Origin of the sequence: Pararhizobium sp. DWP3-4 (genome assembly GCF_049898205.1) — a bacterium.
GTDB lineage: Bacteria > Pseudomonadota > Alphaproteobacteria > Rhizobiales > Rhizobiaceae > Pararhizobium.
This window is the reverse complement of sequence record NZ_JAFCXF010000006.1, coordinates 200,198-223,794: the sequence shown is the minus strand read 5'-3', so window position 1 is coordinate 223,794 and position 23,597 is coordinate 200,198. Positions and strand designations below refer to the sequence as shown.

Annotated in this window: 20 protein-coding genes and 1 tRNA gene; 18 read left to right on the top strand and 3 right to left on the bottom strand. The window is 60.8% G+C overall.

Going from position 1 to position 23,597, the window contains the following annotated elements:
• Positions 1-107 precede the first annotated feature (107 nt).
• The 5 genes from rimP (at position 108) to ACP7E6_RS17240 (ending at position 6,512) form a co-directional block, all read left to right on the top strand.
• Entirely contained in the window at positions 108-740 is a 633-nt protein-coding gene (rimP, locus tag ACP7E6_RS17260) for a ribosome maturation factor RimP (RefSeq protein WP_426230972.1), read from the top strand.
• Positions 741-798: 58 nt separating this feature from the next.
• Entirely contained in the window at positions 799-2,406 is a 1,608-nt protein-coding gene (nusA, locus tag ACP7E6_RS17255; RefSeq protein WP_426230971.1) for a transcription termination factor NusA, read from the top strand.
• A gap of 48 nt (positions 2,407-2,454) precedes the next feature.
• Complete coding sequence (locus tag ACP7E6_RS17250; protein ID WP_426230970.1) at positions 2,455-3,141, top strand: RNA-binding protein; 687 nt, start codon at positions 2,455-2,457, stop codon at positions 3,139-3,141.
• A 104-nt stretch (positions 3,142-3,245) separates the two neighbouring features.
• On the top strand, positions 3,246-5,951 hold the full coding sequence (infB, locus tag ACP7E6_RS17245; protein WP_426230969.1) for a translation initiation factor IF-2: 2,706 nt from the start codon (positions 3,246-3,248) through the stop codon (positions 5,949-5,951).
• Between the two features lie 177 nt (positions 5,952-6,128).
• Positions 6,129-6,512, top strand: a complete 384-nt coding sequence (locus ACP7E6_RS17240; RefSeq protein ID WP_426230968.1) for a hypothetical protein — start codon at positions 6,129-6,131, stop codon at positions 6,510-6,512.
• A gap of 34 nt (positions 6,513-6,546) precedes the next feature.
• Here the strand turns inward: ACP7E6_RS17240 and ACP7E6_RS17235 are convergent, their stop codons facing one another.
• Positions 6,547-6,996, bottom strand: coding sequence for a DoxX family protein (locus ACP7E6_RS17235; protein WP_426230967.1), 450 nt, complete (start codon positions 6,994-6,996; stop codon positions 6,547-6,549).
• A 189-nt stretch (positions 6,997-7,185) separates the two neighbouring features.
• Here ACP7E6_RS17235 and ACP7E6_RS17230 point away from each other — a divergent pair, with 189 nt between their 5' ends.
• The 4 genes from ACP7E6_RS17230 (at position 7,186) to ACP7E6_RS17215 (ending at position 9,862) form a co-directional block, all read left to right on the top strand.
• Positions 7,186-7,467 (top strand): SelT/SelW/SelH family protein, encoded by a 282-nt coding sequence (locus ACP7E6_RS17230; RefSeq protein WP_426230966.1) that lies wholly within the window; start codon positions 7,186-7,188, stop codon positions 7,465-7,467.
• Positions 7,468-7,552: 85 nt separating this feature from the next.
• Complete coding sequence (locus ACP7E6_RS17225; protein ID WP_426231178.1) at positions 7,553-7,909, top strand: YqaA family protein; 357 nt, start codon at positions 7,553-7,555, stop codon at positions 7,907-7,909.
• Between the two features lie 288 nt (positions 7,910-8,197).
• Positions 8,198-9,637 carry a phosphomannomutase gene (locus tag ACP7E6_RS17220; RefSeq protein ID WP_426230965.1) on the top strand — a complete coding sequence of 480 codons (1,440 nt, stop codon included), beginning with the start codon at positions 8,198-8,200 and terminating at the stop codon, positions 9,635-9,637.
• 138 nt (positions 9,638-9,775) lie between these two features.
• Positions 9,776-9,862: transfer RNA gene (locus ACP7E6_RS17215), tRNA-Leu, on the top strand.
• A gap of 112 nt (positions 9,863-9,974) precedes the next feature.
• Here the strand turns inward: ACP7E6_RS17215 and ACP7E6_RS17210 are convergent.
• Positions 9,975-11,003: a helix-turn-helix transcriptional regulator gene (locus ACP7E6_RS17210; protein ID WP_426230964.1), complete on the bottom strand. Its 1,029-nt coding sequence runs from the start codon at positions 11,001-11,003 to the stop codon at positions 9,975-9,977.
• Positions 11,004-11,224: 221 nt separating this feature from the next.
• On the opposite strand from ACP7E6_RS17210, the gene ACP7E6_RS17205 reads away from it, so the two are divergent.
• The 4 genes from ACP7E6_RS17205 to ACP7E6_RS17190 all read left to right on the top strand — a co-directional run bounded on the left by ACP7E6_RS17205 (position 11,225) and on the right by ACP7E6_RS17190 (position 16,622).
• Positions 11,225-13,480 (top strand): TonB-dependent siderophore receptor, encoded by a 2,256-nt coding sequence (locus ACP7E6_RS17205; protein WP_426230963.1) that lies wholly within the window; start codon positions 11,225-11,227, stop codon positions 13,478-13,480.
• On the top strand, positions 13,474-14,634 hold the full coding sequence (locus ACP7E6_RS17200; RefSeq protein ID WP_426230962.1) for an ABC transporter substrate-binding protein: 1,161 nt from the start codon (positions 13,474-13,476) through the stop codon (positions 14,632-14,634). Before ACP7E6_RS17205 ends, ACP7E6_RS17200 begins: the two co-directional genes overlap by 7 nt.
• A 12-nt stretch (positions 14,635-14,646) precedes the next feature.
• Entirely contained in the window at positions 14,647-15,714 is a 1,068-nt protein-coding gene (locus ACP7E6_RS17195; RefSeq protein ID WP_426230961.1) for a DUF2218 domain-containing protein, read from the top strand.
• Positions 15,715-16,160: 446 nt separating this feature from the next.
• Positions 16,161-16,622, top strand: a complete 462-nt coding sequence (locus ACP7E6_RS17190; protein WP_426230960.1) for an RrF2 family transcriptional regulator — start codon at positions 16,161-16,163, stop codon at positions 16,620-16,622.
• Positions 16,623-16,760: 138 nt separating this feature from the next.
• Here ACP7E6_RS17190 and ACP7E6_RS17185 read toward each other — a convergent pair whose 3' ends face one another.
• Positions 16,761-17,786 (bottom strand): porin, encoded by a 1,026-nt coding sequence (locus ACP7E6_RS17185; protein WP_426230959.1) that lies wholly within the window; start codon positions 17,784-17,786, stop codon positions 16,761-16,763.
• A gap of 667 nt (positions 17,787-18,453) precedes the next feature.
• Here ACP7E6_RS17185 and ACP7E6_RS17180 point away from each other — a divergent pair.
• From ACP7E6_RS17180 to ACP7E6_RS17160, 5 genes are read left to right on the top strand one after another with little or no spacing between them, the layout of a single operon-like run.
• Positions 18,454-19,590: a transporter substrate-binding protein gene (locus tag ACP7E6_RS17180; RefSeq protein WP_426230958.1), complete on the top strand. Its 1,137-nt coding sequence runs from the start codon at positions 18,454-18,456 to the stop codon at positions 19,588-19,590.
• A complete protein-coding gene (locus ACP7E6_RS17175; RefSeq protein ID WP_426230957.1) occupies positions 19,587-20,168 on the top strand; it encodes an ANTAR domain-containing response regulator in 582 nt (193 codons plus the stop codon). Before ACP7E6_RS17180 ends, ACP7E6_RS17175 begins: the two co-directional genes overlap by 4 nt.
• Positions 20,168-21,016: an ABC transporter permease gene (locus tag ACP7E6_RS17170; RefSeq protein ID WP_426230956.1), complete on the top strand. Its 849-nt coding sequence runs from the start codon at positions 20,168-20,170 to the stop codon at positions 21,014-21,016. The genes ACP7E6_RS17175 and ACP7E6_RS17170 overlap by 1 nt, the downstream gene beginning before the upstream one ends.
• A 1-nt stretch (position 21,017) precedes the next feature.
• Positions 21,018-21,938 carry an ABC transporter permease gene (locus tag ACP7E6_RS17165; RefSeq protein ID WP_426230955.1) on the top strand — a complete coding sequence of 307 codons (921 nt, stop codon included), beginning with the start codon at positions 21,018-21,020 and terminating at the stop codon, positions 21,936-21,938.
• 32 nt (positions 21,939-21,970) lie between these two features.
• Positions 21,971-23,590 carry an ABC transporter substrate-binding protein gene (locus ACP7E6_RS17160; protein ID WP_426230954.1) on the top strand — a complete coding sequence of 540 codons (1,620 nt, stop codon included), beginning with the start codon at positions 21,971-21,973 and terminating at the stop codon, positions 23,588-23,590.
• Positions 23,591-23,597 lie beyond the last annotated feature (7 nt).

Below are 23,597 nucleotides of genomic sequence, written 5' to 3'. Positions count from 1 at the left end.
TGCGGATAATCGAGCGTATATGACCCTCAAATTCTTGATCGGTTGATGAAGAGTGGGCCCGTCAGGACCCGCTCTTTTTTGTTACCGATGTTTTGGGAGAACATCGTTTGTCCGATACGACAACGGCAGAAAACACACAGGAACCGCGCCTGGTCACAGAAACCGGCATCGACCGGCGCATCGCCGACATCATCGAACCCGTCCTCGTTCCGATGGGCTACCAATTGGTGCGCGTGCGCCTGTCCTCGCAGAACGGTGCGACGTTGCAGATCATGGCCGAGCGGCTCGACGGCACGATGACCGTGGAAGACTGCGAAGCGATCTCGACGGCGATCTCGCCCGTGCTCGACGTGGAAGATCCGGTCGATCGGGAGTATCATCTGGAAGTATCGTCGCCGGGCATCGACCGGCCGATGGTGCGCAAGTCGGATTTCACCCGGTGGACTGGTCACCTGATCAAGTTCGAAACGTCGGTGCTGGTCGATAGCCGCAAGCGTTTCCGCGGCAAGATCATTTCCGCCGACGACGAAGGTTTCACGATCGAGCGCGATCAGCCGGCAGCCGGCGAAGAACCGAGCGTGGTCATTCCCTTCACGGCGCTGGCCGAAGGCAGGCTGATCCTCACGGACGACCTGATCCGCGATGCGCTGACAGCAGACAAGAAGGCGAAGGCAGCCCAAGCCGAACATGGTGTGGCTGCCAACGAAAACTTCGAAGACGAAGATTCGCCGATCAATTGAGTTCATGGGCGCGGGACGCCTTCAAGTGAGGCCCCGGCAATCAGACGGAGACTTTAATATGGCAGTGAGTGCTAACAGGCTCGAACTTCTGCAGATCGCGGATGCCGTCGCGCGCGAAAAAGTGATCGACCGCGAAATCGTTCTGGCCGCCATGGCCGACGCGATCCAGAAGGCCGCCCGCTCGCGCTACGGTTCGGAAAGCAACATCCGCGCCGACATCAATTCCAAGACCGGCGAAATCCGGCTTCAGCGCCTGCTCGAAGTCGTCGAGGTTGCCGAGGATTACGCCACCCAGATCCCGCTGGAGCTGGCCCGCGACCGCAATCCGGACGCCATTCTCGGCGACTTCATCGCCGACCCGCTGCCGCCGATGGATTTCGGCCGTATCGCCGCGCAGTCGGCCAAGCAGGTCATCGTCCAGAAGGTTCGCGAAGCCGAGCGTGACCGCCAGTTCGACGAATTCAAGGATCGCATCGGCGAAATCGTCAACGGCACGGTCAAGCGCGTCGAATATGGCAACGTCATCGTCGATCTCGGCCGTGGCGAAGGCATCATCCGCCGCGACGAAATGATCCCACGGGAAAACATGCGCTACGGTGACCGCGTCCGCTCGTATGTCTACGACGTGCGCCGCGAACAGCGCGGCCCGCAGATTTTTCTGTCGCGGACCCATCCCCAATTCATGGTGAAGCTGTTCACCATGGAAGTTCCGGAAATCTACGACGGCATCATCCAGATCCGTTCCGTTGCCCGTGACCCGGGTTCGCGCGCCAAGATCGCCGTGATCTCCAACGATTCGTCGATCGACCCGGTCGGCGCCTGCGTCGGTATGCGCGGCTCGCGCGTTCAGGCCGTTGTCGGCGAATTGCAGGGCGAGAAGATCGACATCATTCCTTGGAACGAGAACCCGGCATCGTTTATCGTCAACGCGCTGCAGCCGGCTGAAGTCACCAAGGTCGTTCTTGACGAAGACGCAGAGCGCATCGAAGTGGTGGTTCCGGATGAACAGCTGTCGCTGGCCATCGGCCGCCGCGGCCAGAACGTTCGCCTGGCATCGCAGCTGACCGGCTGGGATATCGACATTATGACGGAAGCGGAAGAATCCGAGCGCCGCCAGAAGGAATTCAACGAACGCACCGCGCTGTTCATGGAAGCCCTCGACGTCGACGAAATGGTTGGCCAGGTTCTGGCATCGGAAGGCTTTGCCGCTGTCGAAGAACTTGCCTATGTCGAGGTTGACGAAATTGCTTCGATCGAAGGCTTCGACGAGGACACTGCCAGCGAACTGCAGACCCGCGCTCGCGAATATCTCGATCGGCTTGAAGGCGAATTGGATGCCAAGCGTATTGCTCTCGGCGTGTCCGACGAACTGCGCACGATCAACGGCATGACCAGCCAGATGCTGGTTGCGCTCGGTGAAGACGGCATCAAGACGATGGAAGACTTTGCGGGCTGCGCCGCTGACGATCTCGTCGGTTGGTCGGAACGCAAGGACGGCGAGACGAAGAAGTTTGAAGGCCTGTTTTCCAAGCTCGAAATCTCCCGTGTCGATGCCGAACGCATGGTCCTGCAGGCGCGTCTTGCTGCCGGCTGGATCACCGAGGAAGATCTGGCGCGTGAAGAGGAAGCGCTCGAAGTCGTGGAAGGCGCGGAACAGGACGCCTGATAAGGCGTTGCTGACCGTGATCCAAGCTGATGCTGCTTGAAAATCGCCATGTTGATTGAAGACAAGGACCCTGCCGGGGACATCGATGGTGAAGCAGTGAACGGCCGCATGTGCATCGTGACACGGCAGAGCGGAACTCCGGAAACGCTGATCCGCTTTGTTGCTGGGCCTGATGGCCGGGTGGTACCCGACCTGAAGAAACAGCTACCGGGCCGGGGCTGCTGGGTAAGCGCCGAACGGGCTATCGTCGAGAAGGCGATCGCCAAGAAGTTGTTTGCCCGCGGGCTGAAGCGGACGGATGTGACGGCCGGACCGGAGCTTGCCGATGAGGTCGACCGGCTCCTGTCAATGCAACTGGGCGGCATGATGAACCTGGCGCGAAAAGCCGCGCAGTTCATCAGCGGCGCTTCGAAAGTCGAGCAGGCCGTCCGTGGACTGGCTGCGCTCGCCACCTTCCATGCGGTAGATGCCGCAGCGGACGGGGTGCGCAAGATAGACCAGGCGCGCAAGGCGATGAGCTTTGTCGTCGATGACGGACAGGAAATACCCTCCTTTCGCTTCTTCACCGAGGCGCAAATGGAAGGGCTTTTAGGCCAGAATGCTTTTATCCATGCCGCAGCGCTTGCAGGGCAGGCGGGTGAGGGTGTAGTGAAGCGCGCAAACATGCTCGAAAGATACCGGGGAACCGTCCCCGCTCGAGCCGTTGGCGCCGAATCTGGCTTGCCGACACAATGACGCGGGTCACCGGCGAAGGCCGGCACAACCGCGATTGCAAAACAGAAATTGAACGGCGGGGTCTGGTGATACGCATCCGGCCCTGATCTTAGGAACGGAACGGAATGACCGACAACAACGACGACAAGACATTCGGCGGAGCCAAGAAGACGCTGACCCTGAAGCCTTCCGGGGTGAGCCAGGGAACTGTTCGCCAGGACATGGGTCGCGGCCGGACGAAGGCAGTCGTGGTCGAAACGCGCAAGCGGCGGCCGATGCGGCCGGAAGACGAAAAGCCGGTCATGCCGATTGCAGCCGCACCAGTGGCCCCGGCGCGCGTGGTCGAACCACAGCGGCCGGCGCCCGTGCAGCAGCAGCAACCTGCGCGTCCGGCTCCTCAGCAACAGCAGCCGCGCCAGCAGGACAATCGCCAGGACAACAACAACCGGCCGCGGGTCGGTGTGGTTCTCAATCAGCTCTCTGCTGGTGAGATCGACGCCCGCCGCCGCGCGCTTGCCGAAGCCCAGATCCGCGACGCCGAAGACGCCAAGCGCCGCGCTGCCGATGAGGCACTCCGTCAGGCCGCTGAGGCCGAACGTCTGAAGGCCGAACAGGCTGAAGCAGCCCGTCTCGCCGCCGAAGAGGCAGCCCGGACGCCTGCGGAACGCGCCGCCGAAAAGGCAGCCGCAGAGGCAGCGCTTGCCGCCGAAGCGGAGGCAGCAGCCGTTGCCGCCCGCAAGGCGGAAGATCAGGCGCGCGCCGAGGCCGCAAAGCCTGCAACGACACCTTCGACAATTACCCCGGCACTCGCCGCCCGCCGCAAGGCGGAAGGCGAAGAGACAGAGGCCCGTCCGAACCGCGGCGCCACCGCACCGGTTCGCGGCAAGGTCGTTCGCCCGGAACCTGCCAAGGCCCCTGCCCGTCCGAAGACGGAAGAGGAACGCCGCAAGGGCAAGCTGACGCTGACTGCCGCTCTCGACGACGACGGCAATCCGCGCGGCCGCTCGATGGCTGCCATGCGCCGCCGGCAGGAAAAGTTTCGGCGCAGCCAGATGCAGGAAACCCGCGAAAAGGTCATGCGCGAAGTGATTCTGCCGGAAACCATCACCATTCAGGAACTGTCGCAGCGTATGGCCGAACGGGCCGTCGATGTGATTAAGTACCTGATGAAGGAAGGCCAGATGATGAAGCCGGGCGACGTCATCGACGCCGACCTTGCTGAACTCATCGCCGGCGAATTCGGCCATACCGTCAAGCGCGTTTCGGAATCCGACGTCGAAGAAGGCCTGTTCAACGGCAAGGACGATGGCGATATGATGCCGCGTCCGCCGATCGTGACCATCATGGGTCACGTCGATCACGGCAAGACATCGCTGCTCGACGCCATCCGCAAGACCCATGTGGTTTCGGGCGAAGCCGGTGGCATCACCCAGCATATCGGCGCCTACCAGGTCGAGCAGAACGGTCACAAGATCACCTTCATCGACACTCCCGGTCACGCCGCCTTTACCGCGATGCGTGCCCGTGGCGCCCAGGCGACCGACATTGCGATCCTTGTGGTTGCCGCCGACGACAGCGTCATGCCGCAGACGATCGAATCCATCAGCCACGCAAAGGCTGCCGGCGTTCCGATCATCGTGGCGATCAACAAGGTCGACAAGCACGAAGCCGATCCGCAGAAGGTGCGCAACCAGCTGCTGCAGCACGAAGTGTTCGTGGAAACCATGGGCGGTGAAGTGCTCGACGTCGAAGTCTCGGCCAAGACCGGTCTCGGTATCGACAAGCTGCTCGAAGCCATCCTGTTGCAGGCCGAAATTCTCGACCTGCGCGCCGATGCAGACCGCACGGCAGAAGGTACCGTGGTTGAAGCCCAGCTTGATCGCGGCCGTGGCGCAGTTGCCACCGTTCTCGTTCAGAAGGGCACATTGAAGCCTGGCCAGATCATCGTCGCCGGCGACCAGTGGGGCCGTGTCCGCGCCCTCGTCAACGACAAGGGCGAACACGTCAAGGAAGCGCCTCCGTCGATGCCGGTCGAGATTCTCGGTCTTTCCGGCACGCCGCTGGCAGGTGACAAGTTCGCCGTCGTCGAAAACGAAAGCCGAGCCCGCGAAATCTCGGAATATCGTCAGCGCCTGACCCGCGACAAGGCTGTTGCCCGTGCATCCGGCCAGCGTGGTTCGCTGGAACAGATGATGATGACGCTGCAGAATACCGGCCTCAAGGAATTCCCGCTGGTCATCAAGGGCGACGTGCAGGGCTCGATAGAAGCCATTGCCGGCGCACTCGACAAGCTGGGAACCGACGAGGTTCGTGCCCGCATCGTCCATTCGGGTGCCGGTGGTATCACCGAGTCCGACATCTCTCTGGCGGAAGCCTCGAACGCGGCCATCATCGGCTTCAACGTTCGTGCCAACGCCCAGGCCCGCACCGCCGCAGAACGCGCCGGTATCGAGATCCGCTACTACAACATCATCTACGATCTGGTGGATGACGTGAAGGCAGCGATGTCGGGTCTTCTTTCGCCGGAACGCCGCGAAACCTTCCTCGGCAATGCCGAAATCCTGGAAGTGTTCAACATCACCAAGACCGGCAAGGTCGCGGGTTGCCGCGTCATCGAAGGCAAGGTCGAACGTGGTGCAGGGGTGCGTCTGGTTCGCGACAACGTCGTTATCCACGAAGGCAAGCTCAAGACCCTCAAGCGCTTCAAGGACGAAGTCTCCGAAGTGCCGATGGGCCAGGAATGCGGTATGGCCTTCGAGAATTACGAAGACATCCGCGCCGGCGACACGATCGAGTGCTTCCGCGTCGAGCACATCACCCGCACGCTGTAAGCGCTTCCGGGCTGATAAAGACACTAATGAAAATGGCGGCTCCGGCCGCCATTTTGCTGTCTGGGATCCAACATTGGGCGAAAAGCACTCCCACAGGGCGATCCACCTGAAAATGGATATGGCGGCGGCGGGTGGCAGCGCCTACCTTGCTGGAGTTCAACCGTTCGGAAGGTTCACATGCTCGCGCAATTCCTCGCCATCACCCTGATCAACACATTCACCTGGTTCGGCGGGCAAGGCTATTGCGCCTATGACTTTGCCGTTCTGGAAAGCGGCGAAGAACTGACGGATATTTCGCTGACGCTGCGGCCGCAATTCGACCCTGAGAACACCGCGACCGGCAACACGGAATTGCCGGATGAAACCATCACGTTCGATGTTCTGGGCGGATCGGCCGTCAATGCGGGAAATACGGCGAAGATCGAGACCGACTGCAATGTCGAGGGGTTCGATATTGTCGCTGCCACGGGGACGGCGAAGGGGGAGGCACTGGACCTCATCGCAGCGGAGCGCGTCGAGATCGACACCTACAAGCCGCTGAATCTGAAGATCGGGAAATAGCGCTGCAGCCAGCTTTCGGCCGCAGCGCTTGCTGTCAAATCTGGCGGCCGATCTTGGCGTCGACGGACTGGGAATTCGATCCGCGAATGGCAAAGAAAAAGAAGATCGCGGCCCAGAGGATCGACTTTTCGGCGCCAGCCAGACCTTCGCCCTTAACGATGCCGTGGAAATAGACCGTGACAAGCAGAACGATCATGGCGGCAAAAGATGCGGGGCGGGTGAACAGGCCGATTGCAATCAGGATGCCACCGAAGAATTCCGTAGCCGCCAGGAGCGGCGACCAGAAGACGCCGGGATAGAACCCAAGGCTTTCCACCATGCCGGCAGCGCCAAAGGGATTGATGATCTTGCCATAGCCGTGGGTGACGAGCAGAACGCCGGCCACCACCCGCAGCAGCGTTTCGGCCGTCGTATCGAGCGGCAGGTAGAACCGCTGCAGTGCAGGCAGCATCGCTGGCGGCCGCGTCGATGTAAGGTCAGTCATGTTGGCTCCTCTTGATTTTTGCAACGCAGCATTCTGTTGCTGCGAAAATCACGACGATCAAGGGATGCTCCCGCTAAAACCTGATAAACTGAGTTAACAATTTCGTGAGATATTCTTGATTGGGTGGTGTTGCGGCCCGGCCCGTCGGTGGATAACGTCCGCGCCAACCCAAACCATCACGGAACCGACATGTCTCAGAAGCCGCGCATCGCTATTCTCTATTGCACCCAGTGCAACTGGCTGCTGCGGGCTGCCTGGATGGCACAGGAACTGCTCTCCACCTTTGGCGACAGCCTGGGCGAAGTCGCCCTCATTCCCGGCACCGGTGGCAACTTTGAAATCCATGCCGGCGAGACGCTGATCTGGGAGCGCAAGCGTGACGGCGGTTTCCCTGGGCCGAAGGAATTGAAGCAGCGTGTCCGCGACGTGATCGAACCTGCGCGTGATCTCGGCCACACCGACCGGACCTGATGCCTTGACCATAAGCCTGCTTTTCGGCGTTTTCAGCGCCGCTTTCCTTTCGGCCACGTTGCTGGTCGGCGTCTCGGAAGCCGCATTGATCCTTGCCTCCAGGCAACCGGATGCGCAACTCATTGGCCTTTTTCTGGCCGCGACGGCGGGCAATGTGCTGGGCGCAATCGTCAATTTCGTGCTCGGCCGCTTTCTCCTTCGTTTCGAAAACAGTCGCTGGTTTCCGGTCAGCCCCCTGAACCGGAAACGGGCGGAGGCGCTATTTGGGCGTTATGGCCGGCCTATCCTGTTGTTCTCATGGCTGCCAATAGTCGGCGACCCGCTGACGCTGGTGGCCGGCCTGTTGCGCACGCCTTTCACCGTCTTCCTCATCTATGTGACGATCGGCAAGGCAGCGCGTTACGCGGTGCTGTTATGGGCATGGGACACGTTTGCCGCTTGACAGGAGTACAGACAAAACGGCGGGAAATATCCTGGCCGATTTTTCCATATACGTCCCTTAACGATTGAGGGGAGCGGCAAATCGTGTAGCCTGGGCCACCCACGGGGACACAGTTCGCCGATGGAATGTAGGCGCGGTGCACACGCCGCCCGGTATTTGATTATTCGTGCTTTAATGGTCATAGGCTGGAAATTTGGCACGTTTCACGTCCAGCCCTTCACAATCGGTAGAATGTGCCGATATTGCCTGTAAATCACGCGCCTGCCTGCCGGCGAGACGGAGGATAGATTGAGTTTGAAATTTGGCACCAGCGGCCTGCGCGGCCTTTCCATCGATCTCAACGGCCCCCCTGCCGCCATCTACGCCACGGCGTTTGCCCGCTACCTCATCTCGTCCGGACAGGCCAAACCCGGGGATCCGATCCTGCTTGGCCGGGACTTTCGCGCGTCCAGTCCGGAAGTTTCGGCGATCTGCGCCGGTGCCTTGACCCGCGCCGGACTGACCGTTCTCGATTGCGTTACGGTCCCGACGCCGGCTCTGGCACTCTATGGATTGGAGATCGGCGCCGCTGCATTGATGATCACCGGCTCGCACATTCCCGCTGATCGCAACGGTATCAAGTTCTACCGCCCCGACGGCGAGATCTCCAAAATCGACGAGAATGCGATCGGCAGGGAGGCCGACGCACTCAAGGCCCGGTCCGTCCCGGTCGATGCGACGCCGGGACCGGCGTCCGATCATTCCGAACAGGCCGAAGCCCTGTTCCTCGCCCGCAACGCCGGAATTCTTCCCGCTGGCGCTCTGTCCGGCCTGAAAGTCGGGGTGTACCAGCACAGCACGGTGGCGCGTGACCTGTTCGTCGAAGTGCTGACCGGCTACGGCGCCGATGTCGTGCCACTCGGCCGCTCGGCCGATTTCATTCCGGTGGATACCGAGGCCGTGTCGCCCGCAACCGTCGATATGCTCAAGGCGTGGGCCGCCGAGCATAGGCTCGACGCGATCATCTCGGCCGATGGCGACGGCGACCGTCCGCTGGTCAGCGACGAAACCGGCCTGCCCTTGCGCGGCGACCTTTTGGGGCTGATCGCGGCAGAGTTTACCGGTGCTACAGTTGCCGTCACACCGGTTACCTCCAATTCCGGCCTGGAGCGCCAACCGGGCCTATCCATCCTGCGCACCCGCGTCGGCTCGCCCTTTGTCATCGAGGGTATGGCGGAGGCTGTGCGCAACGGGAAAACCGGCGTCGTCGGTTTCGAGGCCAATGGCGGCACCTTGACCGCCACGGACTTCATGCTCAACGGCACCACGCTCAGAGCCCTGCCGACACGCGATAGCTTCCTGCCGGTGCTCGCGGTACTTTCGCTTGCCGCACGCGGCCACCGGCCTCTCTCGGCGCTTGCGGCTGACTTTGCGCTGCCGGTGGCGCTGAGCGACCGGATCGAGAATTTTCCACTGGAGACAAGTGCTGCGCTGATGCGCTATCTCCGGTCGGGACCGGACAATATAGCGGAATTTCTGGCTCCGATCGGAAAACCGGAATCGCTCAGCGACATCGACGGATTGCGCGTGACGCTGACCGATCGCAGCGTCGTTCACTTCCGTCCTTCGGGCAATGCGCCGGAAATGCGCTGCTATGCCGAAGCGGAAACCGCCGATCAGGCAAAGCGGGTGCTCGAACAGGGGTTGGCTTGCATCCGTGCCTTTGGCCAGCGACACCGCAAAGCCTGATTACAGGAGTTGCGGCGAAATCGTTTTGTGGAAAATCATTGCCCTTCAACGGTTTGCTCAACTTTCCTGCGCATTTTCAAGAAAACTTCAAAAACCCTGTTGACACAAAAGCGTGGGGCCCGTACACCCCCGCTCGTCGCCCAGATGGCGGAATTGGTAGACGCGCCAGCTTCAGGTGCTGGTACTCGAAAGGGTGTGGAGGTTCGAGTCCTCTTCTGGGCACCAATTTCATATTCACAACTGCTCAGGCAGTTCTGAAGATCAAAAAAGCCCGGTTCGCCGGGCTTTTTTCGTTTCGGGGATTCGGCGTTTCCGGCAGGCATTGCAATGCAAAACATCAGCCCTTGCGCGTCAGCATGACATGGCGCGGGGTGGTGCCGAACTGGCGGCGGAAGGCGGTGGCAAAATTGGCCGCCGTTGAGTAGCCGGCAATGGCACTGGCTTCCTGCACCGTCACCTCGCCGCTCTCCAAGGCCACGAAAGCGCGCTCCAGCCGAAGTGTGCGGACATATTCAAAGATGCTCTGGCTTTCAGAAACCCGGAACAGCCGCTGCAGGCCGCTGGCGCTGACGCCGGCCGCGCGGGCGATCATATCGACATTGAGCGGAGCGGCCCAGTGGACGATGATGTAATCCTTGGCTCGTTCCAGGCAGACGGCGTCCTGACGGGTGAGCAGCATGCCTCCCGGTGCACGCCGGCTCGCATGAAGCACCGCCGCCATCGTTTCGGCGACAAGCTCCACAGCCCGGCTTTCAAGGTAAAGGTCCCGCAATGCCGGCAGAAGTGGCAGTGGCGCAAAGATCTGCCGGACCAGCTCGGTCATCCGCGGTGTCAGCATCCAGCGATGCTCGGCCAGATGCTCACGCATCAACCGTTCGCCGCCCCTGGTATCAGCAATCTCCTCCAGAGCATCGAGATGCAGCCATTCGGGCGTCGCCGAGACAACGAGATGCCGTAAATGCTGGCGCCCGTGCGAGGCGCGCTGGAAACTCTCCGGGTTGGCATTCATGATCGCAACGCCGCTTGCCACTCCTTTTTGGGCGTGGAACGCAAAACGGCGGTCGCCAATCGCAAGGTCGATATTGCCGTCGAGAAAGAAGATGCACGATAGCTCTTCGCCGAGCTGCGATGTCGCGGTGAACGGCCGTTCCTCGATCGCGTCGCTGACATGCAGCACGAGCCCGCGGCGGAGTTCCCGATGCAGGAACTCACCCCTTATCAGCGTATCGTCGGGCAAGAGCTGGTCATCCGGACTTTCGAGCACGACGCCGTCCTGACGCAGGAAATCGCGCACCCGCAGCCGCTTGGCCGCACCATGCTGTCCTTGGCCGGCCTCGATGCCCGGTTGAATCGTGGAGGACGTCATAGCAACCCTTCGAAACGCTTCATGTCACCGGTTTGCACCGGGAACCTTACCACCCGCCTTGCGCCTGCTGCCGGACAAAAACTTTGGCGGCGAACAAACCTATCTGCGCGATGCGCAAAGGTCGCTTCGTTGCCGATCGTGGGACAAGTGTCCTAAAGCAATATCTTAACTTGATTTAACAGGTCAAGTTTATCAGAGATGATTTCGTGAGGGACGGGCTGATGAGCGGTGGGCAGAAGACGGCGTTGGGCGAAAATTATCAGGCAAGGTCCTTGAAGCGGGCGATCAGCCTCAAACGCAACGAGATTTTGCTGGCCTCGTCCATGATTTACGGTCTCGTCAGCCTTTGCGGACCGGTCCTTGCTCAGGAAGTCAGCTCAGCCACGTCGCTCGAAAAAATCACCGTCGAAGGCGGCAAGGACAACCCGAAGGGACCGGACCGGGGCATCGTCGCCAAGCGTAGCTTGACCAGTTCAAAGACGGACACTTCGCTCCTGGAAACGCCGCAGGCCGTCAGCGTCGTCACGCGCGACCAGATGGATGCGCAGGGCGCCAATACGGTACCGGAGGCTTTGCGCTACACACCGGGCATTCTGCCGGATCCGAACGGCTATGACATTCGCTATGACTGGCTCTACATCCGCGGCTTCAATACCTACGGCACGGTCTGGCTGGACGGACTGGTGCTGCCCGGCGACCCCAACAACTACGCGACGCCCAGCATCAATCCTTACGCGCTCGAACGCATCGACGTCATCAAGGGTCCAGCTTCGGTGCTCTACGGCCGCGCGATCCCGGGCGGCCTCGTCAACGAAGTCCGCAATCGGCCGCAACAGGAAAGCCGCAACGAACTTGGTATCGAGACCTCCTCGCATGGTGGTATCCAGGGCACGTTCGACTTTACCGGTCCTGTCAGCGCGGGCAGCGACTGGTCCTATCGCCTGACCGGCCTTGGCAAGAACATGGGCACGCAGATCGACCGGGAACGCGAGCGCCAGCTGATGCTCGCGCCGAGCCTGACCTGGGCGCCGACCGACCAGACCGAGCTGACACTTTACGGCTATTATCAGAATGACCGGCCGAAAGATTTCAACCCGCGCTTTTATCCGGCGATCGGTACCTTGATCGAAAACCCGCTGGGGCAGATCCCGCGCGACCTATTTCTCGGCGATCCCGACGCCAGCGTCTTCGAGCGTGATTTCTACGCGCTGGGCTATGAGTTCTCCCACGAATTCAACGAGACCTGGACCGTGCGCCAGAACCTGCGCTACGGCCGCTCCGACCAGAACATGTTCCTCGTGCTGGTCAACCCGGCCTTCGCCTATCAGCCGGACGGCCATACGCTAAACCGCGCCTCGGCCGTTTCCGACGACTGGGTTTCGAGCTTCAACGTCGACACCCAACTTGAAGCGCGCTTCGATACCGGCGCCTTCGATCATACCGCTCTCTTCGGGATCGACTATCTGAGTGCGAATTCCTCCACCAATTTCGGCAACGGTGTTGCCGGTGTGCCGCCGCTCGACTATCTCAACCCGGTTTATGGCGCTGGTTCCATCCCCAAGCCGGCCATCCAGCGTTCAGGACTGCAGGAACAGCGCCAGATCGGCTTTTATGTCCAGGACCAGATCCGCTATGACAACTGGATCGGCACTTTCGGGCTGCGCTACGATCTTTCCGACATCGATACGCAAAACCGGATGCTTGCCGGGTCACCGGCTGTTTCCAATGATGATCGGGAACTGACCTGGCGCGCAGGTCTCACCTATCTGTTCGACACTGGCATCGCTCCCTATGTCAGCTATTCCACCACCTTCCTGCCGGCACTTGGCTCCAGCCAGACCGGCACGCCGTTCGAGGCGCAGAAGGCCGAGCAATACGAGATCGGCGTGAAATACGAGCCGCCGGGCGGCAACGGCATGATCACCGCTTCGCTGTTCGACCTGACGCTTGAGAATGGCCTGACACCGGACCCCACGAGTGCGCTCTACAATGTCCAGACCGGAAAACAGCGCGTGCGCGGCCTTGAGCTGGAAGCCAAGTATGAGGTGACGCCGGAGCTCGACCTGCTCGCAGCCTATGCCTTTTCGCATTCAGAAGTGCTGGAAAGCACGAGCGCCATCGCCAGAGGCCGCGAAATGCTGCGCCTGCCGGAGCATCAGGCCAGCGTCTGGGTAAACTATCATCCGGCTGCGGTCGAAGGCCTGTCACTCAGCGCCGGCGTGCGCATGACATCCCCCTACCAGACGGACGCCGGTTACCTGAAAGCGCTGCGCATTCCCGGCCGGGCGCTTGTCGATATCGGCGCCCAGTATGATTTCGGCGCCATGGATAGGGCGTTTGCCGGAACGACGCTTCGCATCAACGTCACCAATCTCTTCGACAAGGAATATGTCTCCCATTGCCTCAACATGACAGGCGGAAGCTGCAACTACGGCGCAGGCCGGGCCGTTACGGCGAGCCTGAAATACACATGGTAACCGTCCAGCCAGCGATCGTCAGGAAGAGGGCGGCCAGTCTGCTGGCCGCCCTCTTCGCGCTTGTCGCGTTCGGTGCTCTCTCGTTTCTCCTTGCACCGCCTGCGCATGCCGAAATCCGGTTCACGGATGCGGCCGGGCGGGAGGTGCGCCTTGCCAAACCGGCTGAGCGTATCGCCACCAATGAAAGCCTGCTCCTGCTGTCGCTGGCGCTGATCGAGCCCGATCCGATCTCCCGTATCGCCGGCTGGGCAGCGCCGCAGCGGATCGATCGGGGCTACTATAACGACCTCAAGCAGCGCTTCCCAGCCATCGACGCCATTCCCGTGGCTGGCGGTGTGATGGCGTCGACAACCTCGCCGGAAGCGATCCTGGCCGTCAGTCCGGATGTCTTTATCGTTTCCATCTGGGACCAGGGCTGGATGGAAATCGCCGCGACGCTGGAATCCGCCGGGGTGCCCGTCGTCTTTCTCGATGGCCCGCAAAACAAGCACGGCGGACCAGCGGACACGACCATCTTTTCACTGGAACTTCTCGGCAAGGTCATTGGCCGTGAGGCCGAAGCCCGAACGTTCGGCGAATTCCTCCGGCCGCGTTATCAGCGCATTACCGGGCGCACCAGTGGGATTGCCCGCAAGTCCGTTCTGGTCGATGCCCATGCCGGTGCCATCTGTTGTTCGACGCCGGGGCGTGAAAACCGGATGACGGACTATCTGCGGCTGGCCGGCGGCGACAGCATCGGCGCCGATATGCCCGGCTATGACGGAAGGCTCAGCGCCGAGTTCGTGATGGAGAAGGATCCGGACGTCTATATTGCCACCGGCGGCCCGCATCTTGCCGCGCAGGGTGGCCTCGTGCTCGGCGGTGACGTTGGCGCGGAGGCGGCAGCCCAGTCCTTCGCCCATGTCGTCACCAACGATGTGCGGGCCAACCTGACGGCCGTGCGCGAGGGCCGGGCTCATGCGCTCTCCCATCAGCTTTCGATTTCGGTTCTCAATATTCTGGTCTTCGAATGCTACGCGAAATGGATTCACCCGGAGCTCTTTGAGGATATCGACCCCAATGAGACCCTGGCCGAGATCAACAGGCTGTTTCTGAGCGTACCGCTCAAGGGCACCTTCTGGCTGGATTTCGACGCTTCGCGTTTGCCGCAATAAGAGGACGGGTCAATGGATGGTCGGACCTATACGGCACAGACGCTCATCGACCTTGCCGATCCAGAGCCCGTGATTGCTGATCTCTGCAATCACATGCTCGAACACAATGCCGAGATCAGCAAGGAAGCCGGCGACGTGCTGCTGCGCCTGTCCGGCTGCAGTGCCCGCTTCTCTGCTGAAGGGGCACTGACGCGTGTGGTTATCCAAGCACCGGACTTCGAACACCTCTATTTCGCGCGCATGACCGTTGCATCGCACATCCTCGAATTCGCAGGGGAAGCCGCGCCGGCGATCAGTTGGAGCGGCGACCATGACGATACGGCGCGGCCGCCGAATTTTCAGATTCTGACGGTTACCGGCTGCCGGGATGTGACACAGCATGTGCGCCGCATCACCTTCCACTGCGAGAACGCGTCGCGTTTCGCGCGCCTCGACGCCCTGCATCTGAATCTGCTGATCCAGCAGCCCGGTCTTGCGGAACCGCAATGGCCCTTCGTCGGGGCAAGCGGCATCATCGAGTGGGAACGGCCGGATCTGAAACCGTCCATGAGAAAATACACCGTGCGTTCGGTGAACCTGGAAACGAGACAAATCGATATCGACTTCGTGCTGCATGCCGATGCCGGACCGGGATCAAGCTTTGCCGAGACCGTCACCATCGGCACGGAAGTCGGCGTACTCGGCCCCGGCGGTGGCGGACTTGTCGATGCGAGCTGGTATCTGTTTGCCGGCGACGAGACCGCTATTCCAGCCATCGCCCGCATGCTTGAAAACCTGCCGGCCGATGCAGCCGGGGTCGCCTATCTCGAAATTTCCGGCGCTGCCGAAATCCAGAACCTGCAGAAGCCTGCCGATGTCGATATTCAATGGTTGATCCGCAACGAAGAGAGCCCCGGCACGCTCCTTGTCCAAGCGGTAAGCGAAACGCCCAGGCCCCAGGGCGACCAAACCATCTACCTTTGGACCGCCTGCGAATTCAATGCCTTCAAAACCATTCGGCAGTTCGCACGCCAAACCTGGAAACTGAACAACGACCAGCATCTCGTAGTCGCCTATTGGCGGGCGGGCAGGACATCGTGAAACTCCTGCCTTCGACCTCACCGTAGAAGAAGCGGCCTGCCCAACATGGACTTCGAGTTCCATTGCCGAAACTTGCACGTTCATGATTTACTTGAACACCTCCGGCTGCAGCATCCTCGGCGAAAGGCCGCGAATCTGCGATTTCGAAGCGACGGTGCAGCGGACACGAAAGGGCGATGCCCCAGATGCAGCAAATACAAATTTCGCTGAGGCGCCCTCAATATGAGGATTACCCCTATTGAAATCGCATTTCCGAAATCCCATTTGTTCGTCACGAGCGGCGCCGATGTAATCCGAGCCGTATTCTCCCGAAACGATTGGCGATCCGATCAAGCGGGTGCAGTTTTATTGAGGACGATGCCTCTGGCGTTAAAGCGCTGGAGAGTTTTACTATGTCCGCACTAATCATCTAGTTTTTTCAAAAGTGTGCAGTAGTATGTGCCCTCATGATGGACACACGCTTCTCTTCGGCTCTGCAGATCATTATTACAGTCGCCGTCAATGAAAAGAACAACACGCGCTCGACGAGCGATGCACTGGCAGCGAAGCTCGATGCCAGGCCCAGTCTTGTGCGCAAACTGGTTGCGCCATTGATGCAGAAGAACATCCTCGTATCCTCGGAAGGATATCAGGGTGGTTATAGGCTCGGGCGGCCTGCGGAGGCGATATATCTGAGCGAGATTTACCTGGCGGTGATGCCGGACAAGAAAATCTGGGGCACGCGCGACGACATTCCCGCCGAGTGCTTCATTTCAAGCAATATGAATGAATGGTCGGCAAAGCTCAGCAAAAAAGCGGAGCAAGCCCTGCTTGGCCTTCTGGGGGAAAAATCCGTCGAGGATGCCATATCGGAACTGGCGCATATCGACGGCGGCAAGTGTCCGATGGGAAGGGCGATTGCGCCCTGAGACGCCGCGCAATGCGGCCGTGCGGGACGGCCGGAGGGAGCCGGACCGTCCCCGTCACTGATCGGAGGTCAGTCAAATCCGTGACGAACCGTTGGCTAGCCGGGCCTTTGCGCGGCTAGCCAGATATCAAACGGCGATTTAGAAATCGCGCTGCAGGCGCACGAAGCCGAACACTTCGTCATCACCATCGTCTTCGTCGTGATACTGAACGCTCACCTTGCTGCGGAGACCGTCGGTGATCTTGTAATCAACCGTTACGCCGCCGGTCCAGGCATCACCACCGCCAAAGCCGTTGCCGGTGCTGCTCAGGGCAATATTGCTGAAATACTGAACGCCTGGCGTGATCGCGAACTTTTCGTTGACCTTCAGTTCGTACTGAGCGCCAACCGTCCATTCGGATTCTTCGTAGTAGTAGTTGGCGCCGGTTGCATAAGCACCGTAGATGCCGAGCTGGCCTGGGCCGAGATCCGCATAGATGATCGCGCGGACAGCGCCTTCTTCGGTATCCGTGTCATAACCGCCAAGCAGGTAACCGGTGACAGCGCCGACCGTACCGGAAACCTGACCGGTGATGCCGACATTGTTAGGGCCTTCGCCCGGCTTCGTGTTGTAGCTGTCTTCCAGCTCTTCCACGGCGATACCGGCCTTGAAAGCATCGGTTTCGTACTGGTAGCGAATGGCGTTGTGACGGGTTTCGTTGCTGGCGATAGCATCGGTTTCGCCGCTCAAGTCGTCATCCCACCAGCTGTACTGCATACCAACGCGCAGACCGGCGATTTCGATGTAACCCTGGTCAAGGAAGGTCTTGTTGTCCGAAGAACCCGAGGAATTCCGGGCATTGGTACGCAGAGCAACAAGGCTCGTCAGCGTGCCGAATTCGGTGTCGTTCTTTGCCTGGAACTCAAGCTGAGCGCGGGTAAAGGTGTTCCAGTCAGACGAACCCGACTCATTGCGACCGAAGTCGGTCTGGAAACGGATGTAACCGCCGATTTTCAGGCAGGTTTCTGTTCCCGGGATGTAGAAGTAGCCGGTGCCGAACGCGTCGCAGACGCGAACGTATTCCATCGGCTCGGGTTCAGCAGCAACAATAGCGTCGGCGGCAAATGCGCCGTTTGCTGTGGTCAAGGCCGCAGCAGAGGCAAAAAGAATAGCCTTCATAGTCATTTCGGATCCAATCAAGTTTCGATTGGGCACAGGTTTTCGTGGCTGAAAAATCAGCGTCCCCCACCCCAAATATCGATTCAAGCCCCAATGGCAGCGGCCGAAACCGCACGCCGAGATTACATGGGCGAAGAACTGTAACAATCAAAATTACAGTCATGTTCTGTCATAATTGCAGGTTGTGATTTTGAGTGTTGCCGAAACGCAACGGCTTGAGATGCCCGATGGTGAGTACCCTCACTACCTTAAATGTGCATGCAAGCCGGTTCACAAACCACAGAGGGTGTGACCGGTAACATCTCAGATCGTTCAGTTAGGGACCTTTACCCTGAACCGCAAGTGGAATGGCTTGACGTTTTCGTGAAGGACGTCGAAACGGCGCAATGCGCACGAATCTTGCTGGGCGATCGGCCGCCGCGCAGTATTGTAAGGCCGCGGCGCTGCTTTGCCGGGACGCCCTCATGAACGAATCAGTGATTTACCTCCAGTCCGCAGGCGTTGTCGCCATACGAATCGCGCTTGACATGACAGCAATGCCCGTATTTTAATCCTGCCAACGGATTAAGCAGTTTCCTTGATATGACCTTATGGTCGCTGGGCAGTTTGGCCCCACGATGCTCCCATCTCAGATGGGCACGGCGTCGTGGGGTTTTTGGTTTTTGGCGGGCTGATGAAAAACGCGGTACGGATTGGCATCCTTTATTCGACGACCGGCCCTTATGCCGAGATCGGACGCGACGCGCGCGACGGCGCCGATTTTGCGATCGAGGAAGTTCGCGCCGTCCATGGCAATGCCATCGAGCCGGTCACCATCGATCCCCATGCCGATATCGCCGCCTATCTCGAAGGTGCCCGAGCGATGCTGCGCGATCACGGCTGCCGGCATATTATCGGAACCATTACCTCGCTCGCCCGCAAGGAGGTCATTCCGCTTGTCGAAAAACATGACGGCCTGCTCTGGTACATGTGCCCCTACGAGGGCTTCGAAGCCAATGACAATGTCATCTATACCGGCGGCTGTCCCAACCAGCATCTTTTGCCGCTGTTCGACTATCTGATCCCGCGCTTCGGCCGCCGTCCCTATCTGGTCGGCGCGAACTACGTCTGGGGTTGGGAGATGAACCGGCTGGCCCGCGAGCTGATCGAGGACGCCGGTGGCGAGGTGCTCGGCGAGCGCTACCTGCCGCTGGAGGAAACCGCAGTCGAGCGCATCGTGCTCGATATCGAGCAGCGCCGCCCGAGCTTCATCCTCAACAATTTCATCGGCCCGTCCAGTTACGCCTTTCTCGCCGCCATCCGCGCGCTTGGGGCGCGCAATCCGGCCTTCCTCCCGGAAAATTGTCCGGTCGTCAGCTGCGACCTGCAGGAAAGCGAACTCCCCCATATCGGCCTCGGTGTCGCCACCGGCCAGCTCTGCGCGGCCGCCTATTTCGATACGGTGGCGACCCCGGAAAATGCCACCTTCAAGGCGCAGGTGGCAGCCAAGTTCGGCAGCCAGCGGCGTATTTCGAGCGTTTTTGCCAGCGCCTATGCCTCGGTCAAGCTTTGCACTGAAGCCATCATCACAGCCGGAACGGACGATCCGACCGCCGTCGCGCGTCAACTGTCGGCCGCTCCGCATCCAACCGTCCTTGGTCCAATCCTGATCAATCCCGATACCCGCCATGCGGCCCTGCCCTTCCATCTCGGCCGGATCAATGATGAAGGCAGTTTCGATATCATCGCCTCGCAGCCGGCCATCGCCGCCGATCCTTATCTCACCGGCCGACGCACGCGTCCGCCGGCACAGCTGAGGGTCGTGTCATGAGGGAAACACCGAATTTCACCGGCTGGCGCTCCACGATCCTGCACCGGGAAGACAACACCACCGAACGCCTGACGCGGCAATTGAAGCTCATCGGCTTCCAGGTGATGGTTCAATGGCAGCCGCTCGATGCCACCGACCTGCCGGATTTCGTACTTGTCGATGCCGACCAAGGCTGGGACGGTCTTTTGCCATGGAGCGGCGGCAGTGCCCCCCGCCCGCTGGTGGCGCTGCTCGGCTCGGAAGCGCCCGGCCGGATTGCCTGGGCGATGCAACAGGGTGTCGGCGCCATCATCGCCAAGCCGCTGGCCTCTTCGGCCGTTTACCCCGCTCTGGTCATGGCGCTCGGCATTCACCGCGAGCGCAAAGCGATGATCGACAAGCTGAATCATCTGGAAGAGCGCGTGCGCCTGCGGCCGCTGGTCCATGCCGCCGTCGAGCGGATTATTGCCGAGCGTCACGTCGATGAGGAACTCGCCTATACGATCCTGCGCAATTGCGCGATGCGGCGCCGGATGCCGATGGAGCAGGTCGCCGCCTCCATCCTCGGTGGCGCCGAGCCCATGCCGGAGGCCGGTTGATGCGCATCCTGAAAAGCATGATCCGCCAGCCGTCGGCGCTGTTCGGGCTGGCGATCGTCGCCCTCGTCATCTTCATGGCGATCGCAGCGCCATTGATTGCGCCCTACAATCCCGACGAACAGATGTTCGACGGGCTGACGCTCGAGGGCGCGCCGATGGCGCCGAGCGCCCAGTTCCTGCTCGGCACCGACACGCTCGGCCGCGACCTGTTCTCCCGCCTTCTCTACGGTGCCCGCACATCGCTGATCATCGGCCTCGTGGCCAATGGTATCGCGGTGACGATCGGCCTGCTGATCGGCATCCTGTCGGGCTATATGCGCGGCCTCATAGGCAATGCGCTGATGCGCTTCACCGATCTGATGATGGCGTTTCCGGCTCTGCTTCTGGCCATCGTGCTGGCGGCGCTGTTGCGCCCCAGTCTCTGGATCGTCGCGATGGTGATCGCGCTGGTCAACTGGGTACAGGTTGCCCGCATCGTCTATACCGAAACGCGCGGACTGGTGGAGCGCGATTTCATCCTGGCCGAACGGTCGCTGGGTGCCGGCCATATCCGCATCCTGTTCCATCACATCCTGCCGCATCTGATGCCGACGGCGATCGTCTGGGGCACGCTCGGCATCGCCACGACCGTGCTTCTGGAAGCGACCCTGTCCTTCCTGGGCATCGGCGTACAGCCGCCGACGCCCTCCTGGGGCAATATCATCTTCGAAAGCCAGAGCTATTTCCAGGCAGCCCCCTGGCTGGTGTTCATCCCCGGCGCCGTCATTCTGTTGACCGCGCTCTCCTTCAACCTGGTCGGCGATGCGCTGCGCGATATTCTCGACCCGACCCAGCGCGGAAGGGGTTGAGATGATCTTTTTGATCCTGCGGCGGCTCGTCCAGACGGCGCTGATCCTTTTCGGCGTCGCGGCCATCACCTTCCTTCTGCTCTACGCTTTGCCCGCCGATCCCGCCCGGATGATCGCCGGCCGTAGCGCCACTGCCCAGACGGTCGCCAATATCCGCCATGAACTCGGCCTCGACCAGCCGCTCTTCTCGCAATTCTGGAATTACCTGAAGGGCCTCACTGAGGGCAATCTCGGCCGCTCCTACGCGCAAAAGACCGATGTCGGCGCGCTGATCGCCGCCCGGCTGCCGGCAACGCTCATCCTGATGGCGGCCGGTATCTTCGTCGAGGTGGTGCTCGGGCTGTTGCTCGGCGTCATCGCGGCGGTGCGCCGCGGCGGGCCGGTCGATCGTTTCGTGATGATGGCCTCGTTCGTCGGCGTGTCGGCGCCGCAGTTCGTCGCGGCCCTTCTGCTTCTCTATGTCTTCGCAGTCACGCTCGCCTGGTTCCCGATGAGCGGCTTCGGCACCTTCGCCCATGTCGTCCTGCCGGCCACCACGCTCGGCATTCTCGGGGCCGGCTGGTATGCGCGCATGGTGCGCTCGGCGATGATCGACGTGCTCAATCAGGATTACGTGCGCACCGCCCGCGCCAAGGGCCTGTCGTCCGCCCGTATCGTCTTTCGCCATGCGCTGCCGAATGCGCTTTTACCGATCATTGCCATGATCGGCATCGATATCGGCCAGTTCATGAGCGGCGTCGTGGTGGTCGAGGCCGTCTACGGCTGGCCCGGCACCGGCCAGCTCGCCTGGCAGGCAATCCAGCAGGTCGATATCCCGATCATCATGGGCGTGACGCTGGTTTCCGCACTTGCCATCGTCATCGGCAATCTCGTCGCCGATCTGATCGCACCACTCATCGATCCGCGCATTCGTGCGCGCTAACCACATCAGCAACCAAAAAGGGGAACTCAAAAATGTTCAAACGCTGGCTTCGAAATTCGACAATCGCGATGGCCCTCGCCCTCACCCCGCTGCCTGGCTTCGCGCAGGATGCCATCAAGCAAGGCGGCGATATCGTCATCACCTACAAGGACGACATTGCCACGCTCGATCCGGCAGTAGGCTACGACTGGGTCAACTGGTCGATGATCAAGAGCCTCTATTCGCGCCTGATGGATTATACGCCGGGCACGCCGGACCTGATCCCATCGTTGGCCGAGAGCTTTACAGTCTCGCCCGATGGCCTCACCTACACGTTCAAGCTGCGCAAGGGCGTGAAGTTCACCAACGGCCGTGAAGTTGTCGCCTCCGACGTCAAATATTCGATCGAGCGCGCCGTCGATCCGAAGACGCAAGGCCCGGGTGCCGGCTTCTTCGGCGCCATCAAGGGTTTTGACGCGGTCACCGGCGGTACGTCGACGACTCTGGACGGCATTGCCACACCGGATGATCAGACCGTCGTCTTCACGTTGTCGCGTCCCGACGCCACCTTCCTGCACGTTCTCGCCATCAACTTCGCCTCCGTCGTACCCAAGGAAGCTGTCGAGGCGGAAGCCGGTGATTTCGGCAAGAAGCCGGTCGGTTCAGGGACGTTCGTGCTGAAGGAATGGACCATCGGCCAGCGTCTCGTGTTCGAGCGCAACCCGGATTACTTCGTCAAAGACATGCCGCATATCGACAAGTTCACCGTCGAAGTCGGTCAGGAGCCGCTGGTGGCGCTGCTGCGCCTGCAGAAGGGCGAAGTCGATATTGCCGGTGACGGCGTGCCGCCGGCCAAGTTCCTCGAAATCAAGAACTCGCCGGAAGGTGCCGAGATCATCGTCGATGGCGCCCAGCTGCATACCGGCTACATCACGCTGAACACCAAGGTGGCTCCGTTCGACAACGTGAAGGTCCGCCAGGCCCTCAACATGGCCATCAACAAGGAGCGCATCACCCGCATCCTCAACGGCCGCGCCACCGCTGCCAACCAGCCGCTGCCGCCGCTGATGCCGGGCTATGACAAAGCCTTCACCGGCTATGCCTTCGACGTCGAAAAGGCCAAGGCGCTCTTGGCGGAAGCCGGCTTCCCGGATGGTTTCGAAACGATCCTCTACTCGACCAATACCGATCCGCAGCCGCGCATCGCGCAGGCAATCCAGCAGGATCTGGCCGCTGTCGGCGTCAAGGCCGAAGTTCGCGCTCTGGCGCAGGCCAACGTGATCGCCGCCGGCGGCACCGAAGGTGAAGCGCCGATGATCTGGTCGGGCGGTATGGCCTGGATCGCCGACTTCCCGGATCCGTCTAATTTCTACGGTCCGATCCTCGGTTGCTCGGGTGCTGTCCAGGGCGGCTGGAACTGGTCCTGGTATTGCAACAAGGATCTCGATGCCCGCGCAATTGCGGCCGATTCGATGTCGGACCCGGCCAAGGCTGGCGAGCGTCAGGCCGAATGGGGCAAGATCTTCACCGATATCATGGCCGACGCACCGTGGATCCCGGTCACCAACGAACGCCGCGTCGTCGCCAAGTCGCCGCGCATGGGCGGCGACGGCAATATCTACATCGATCCGACCCGCGTCATCAACTACGACGCGATCTTCGTGAAGGAGTAAACGGCGA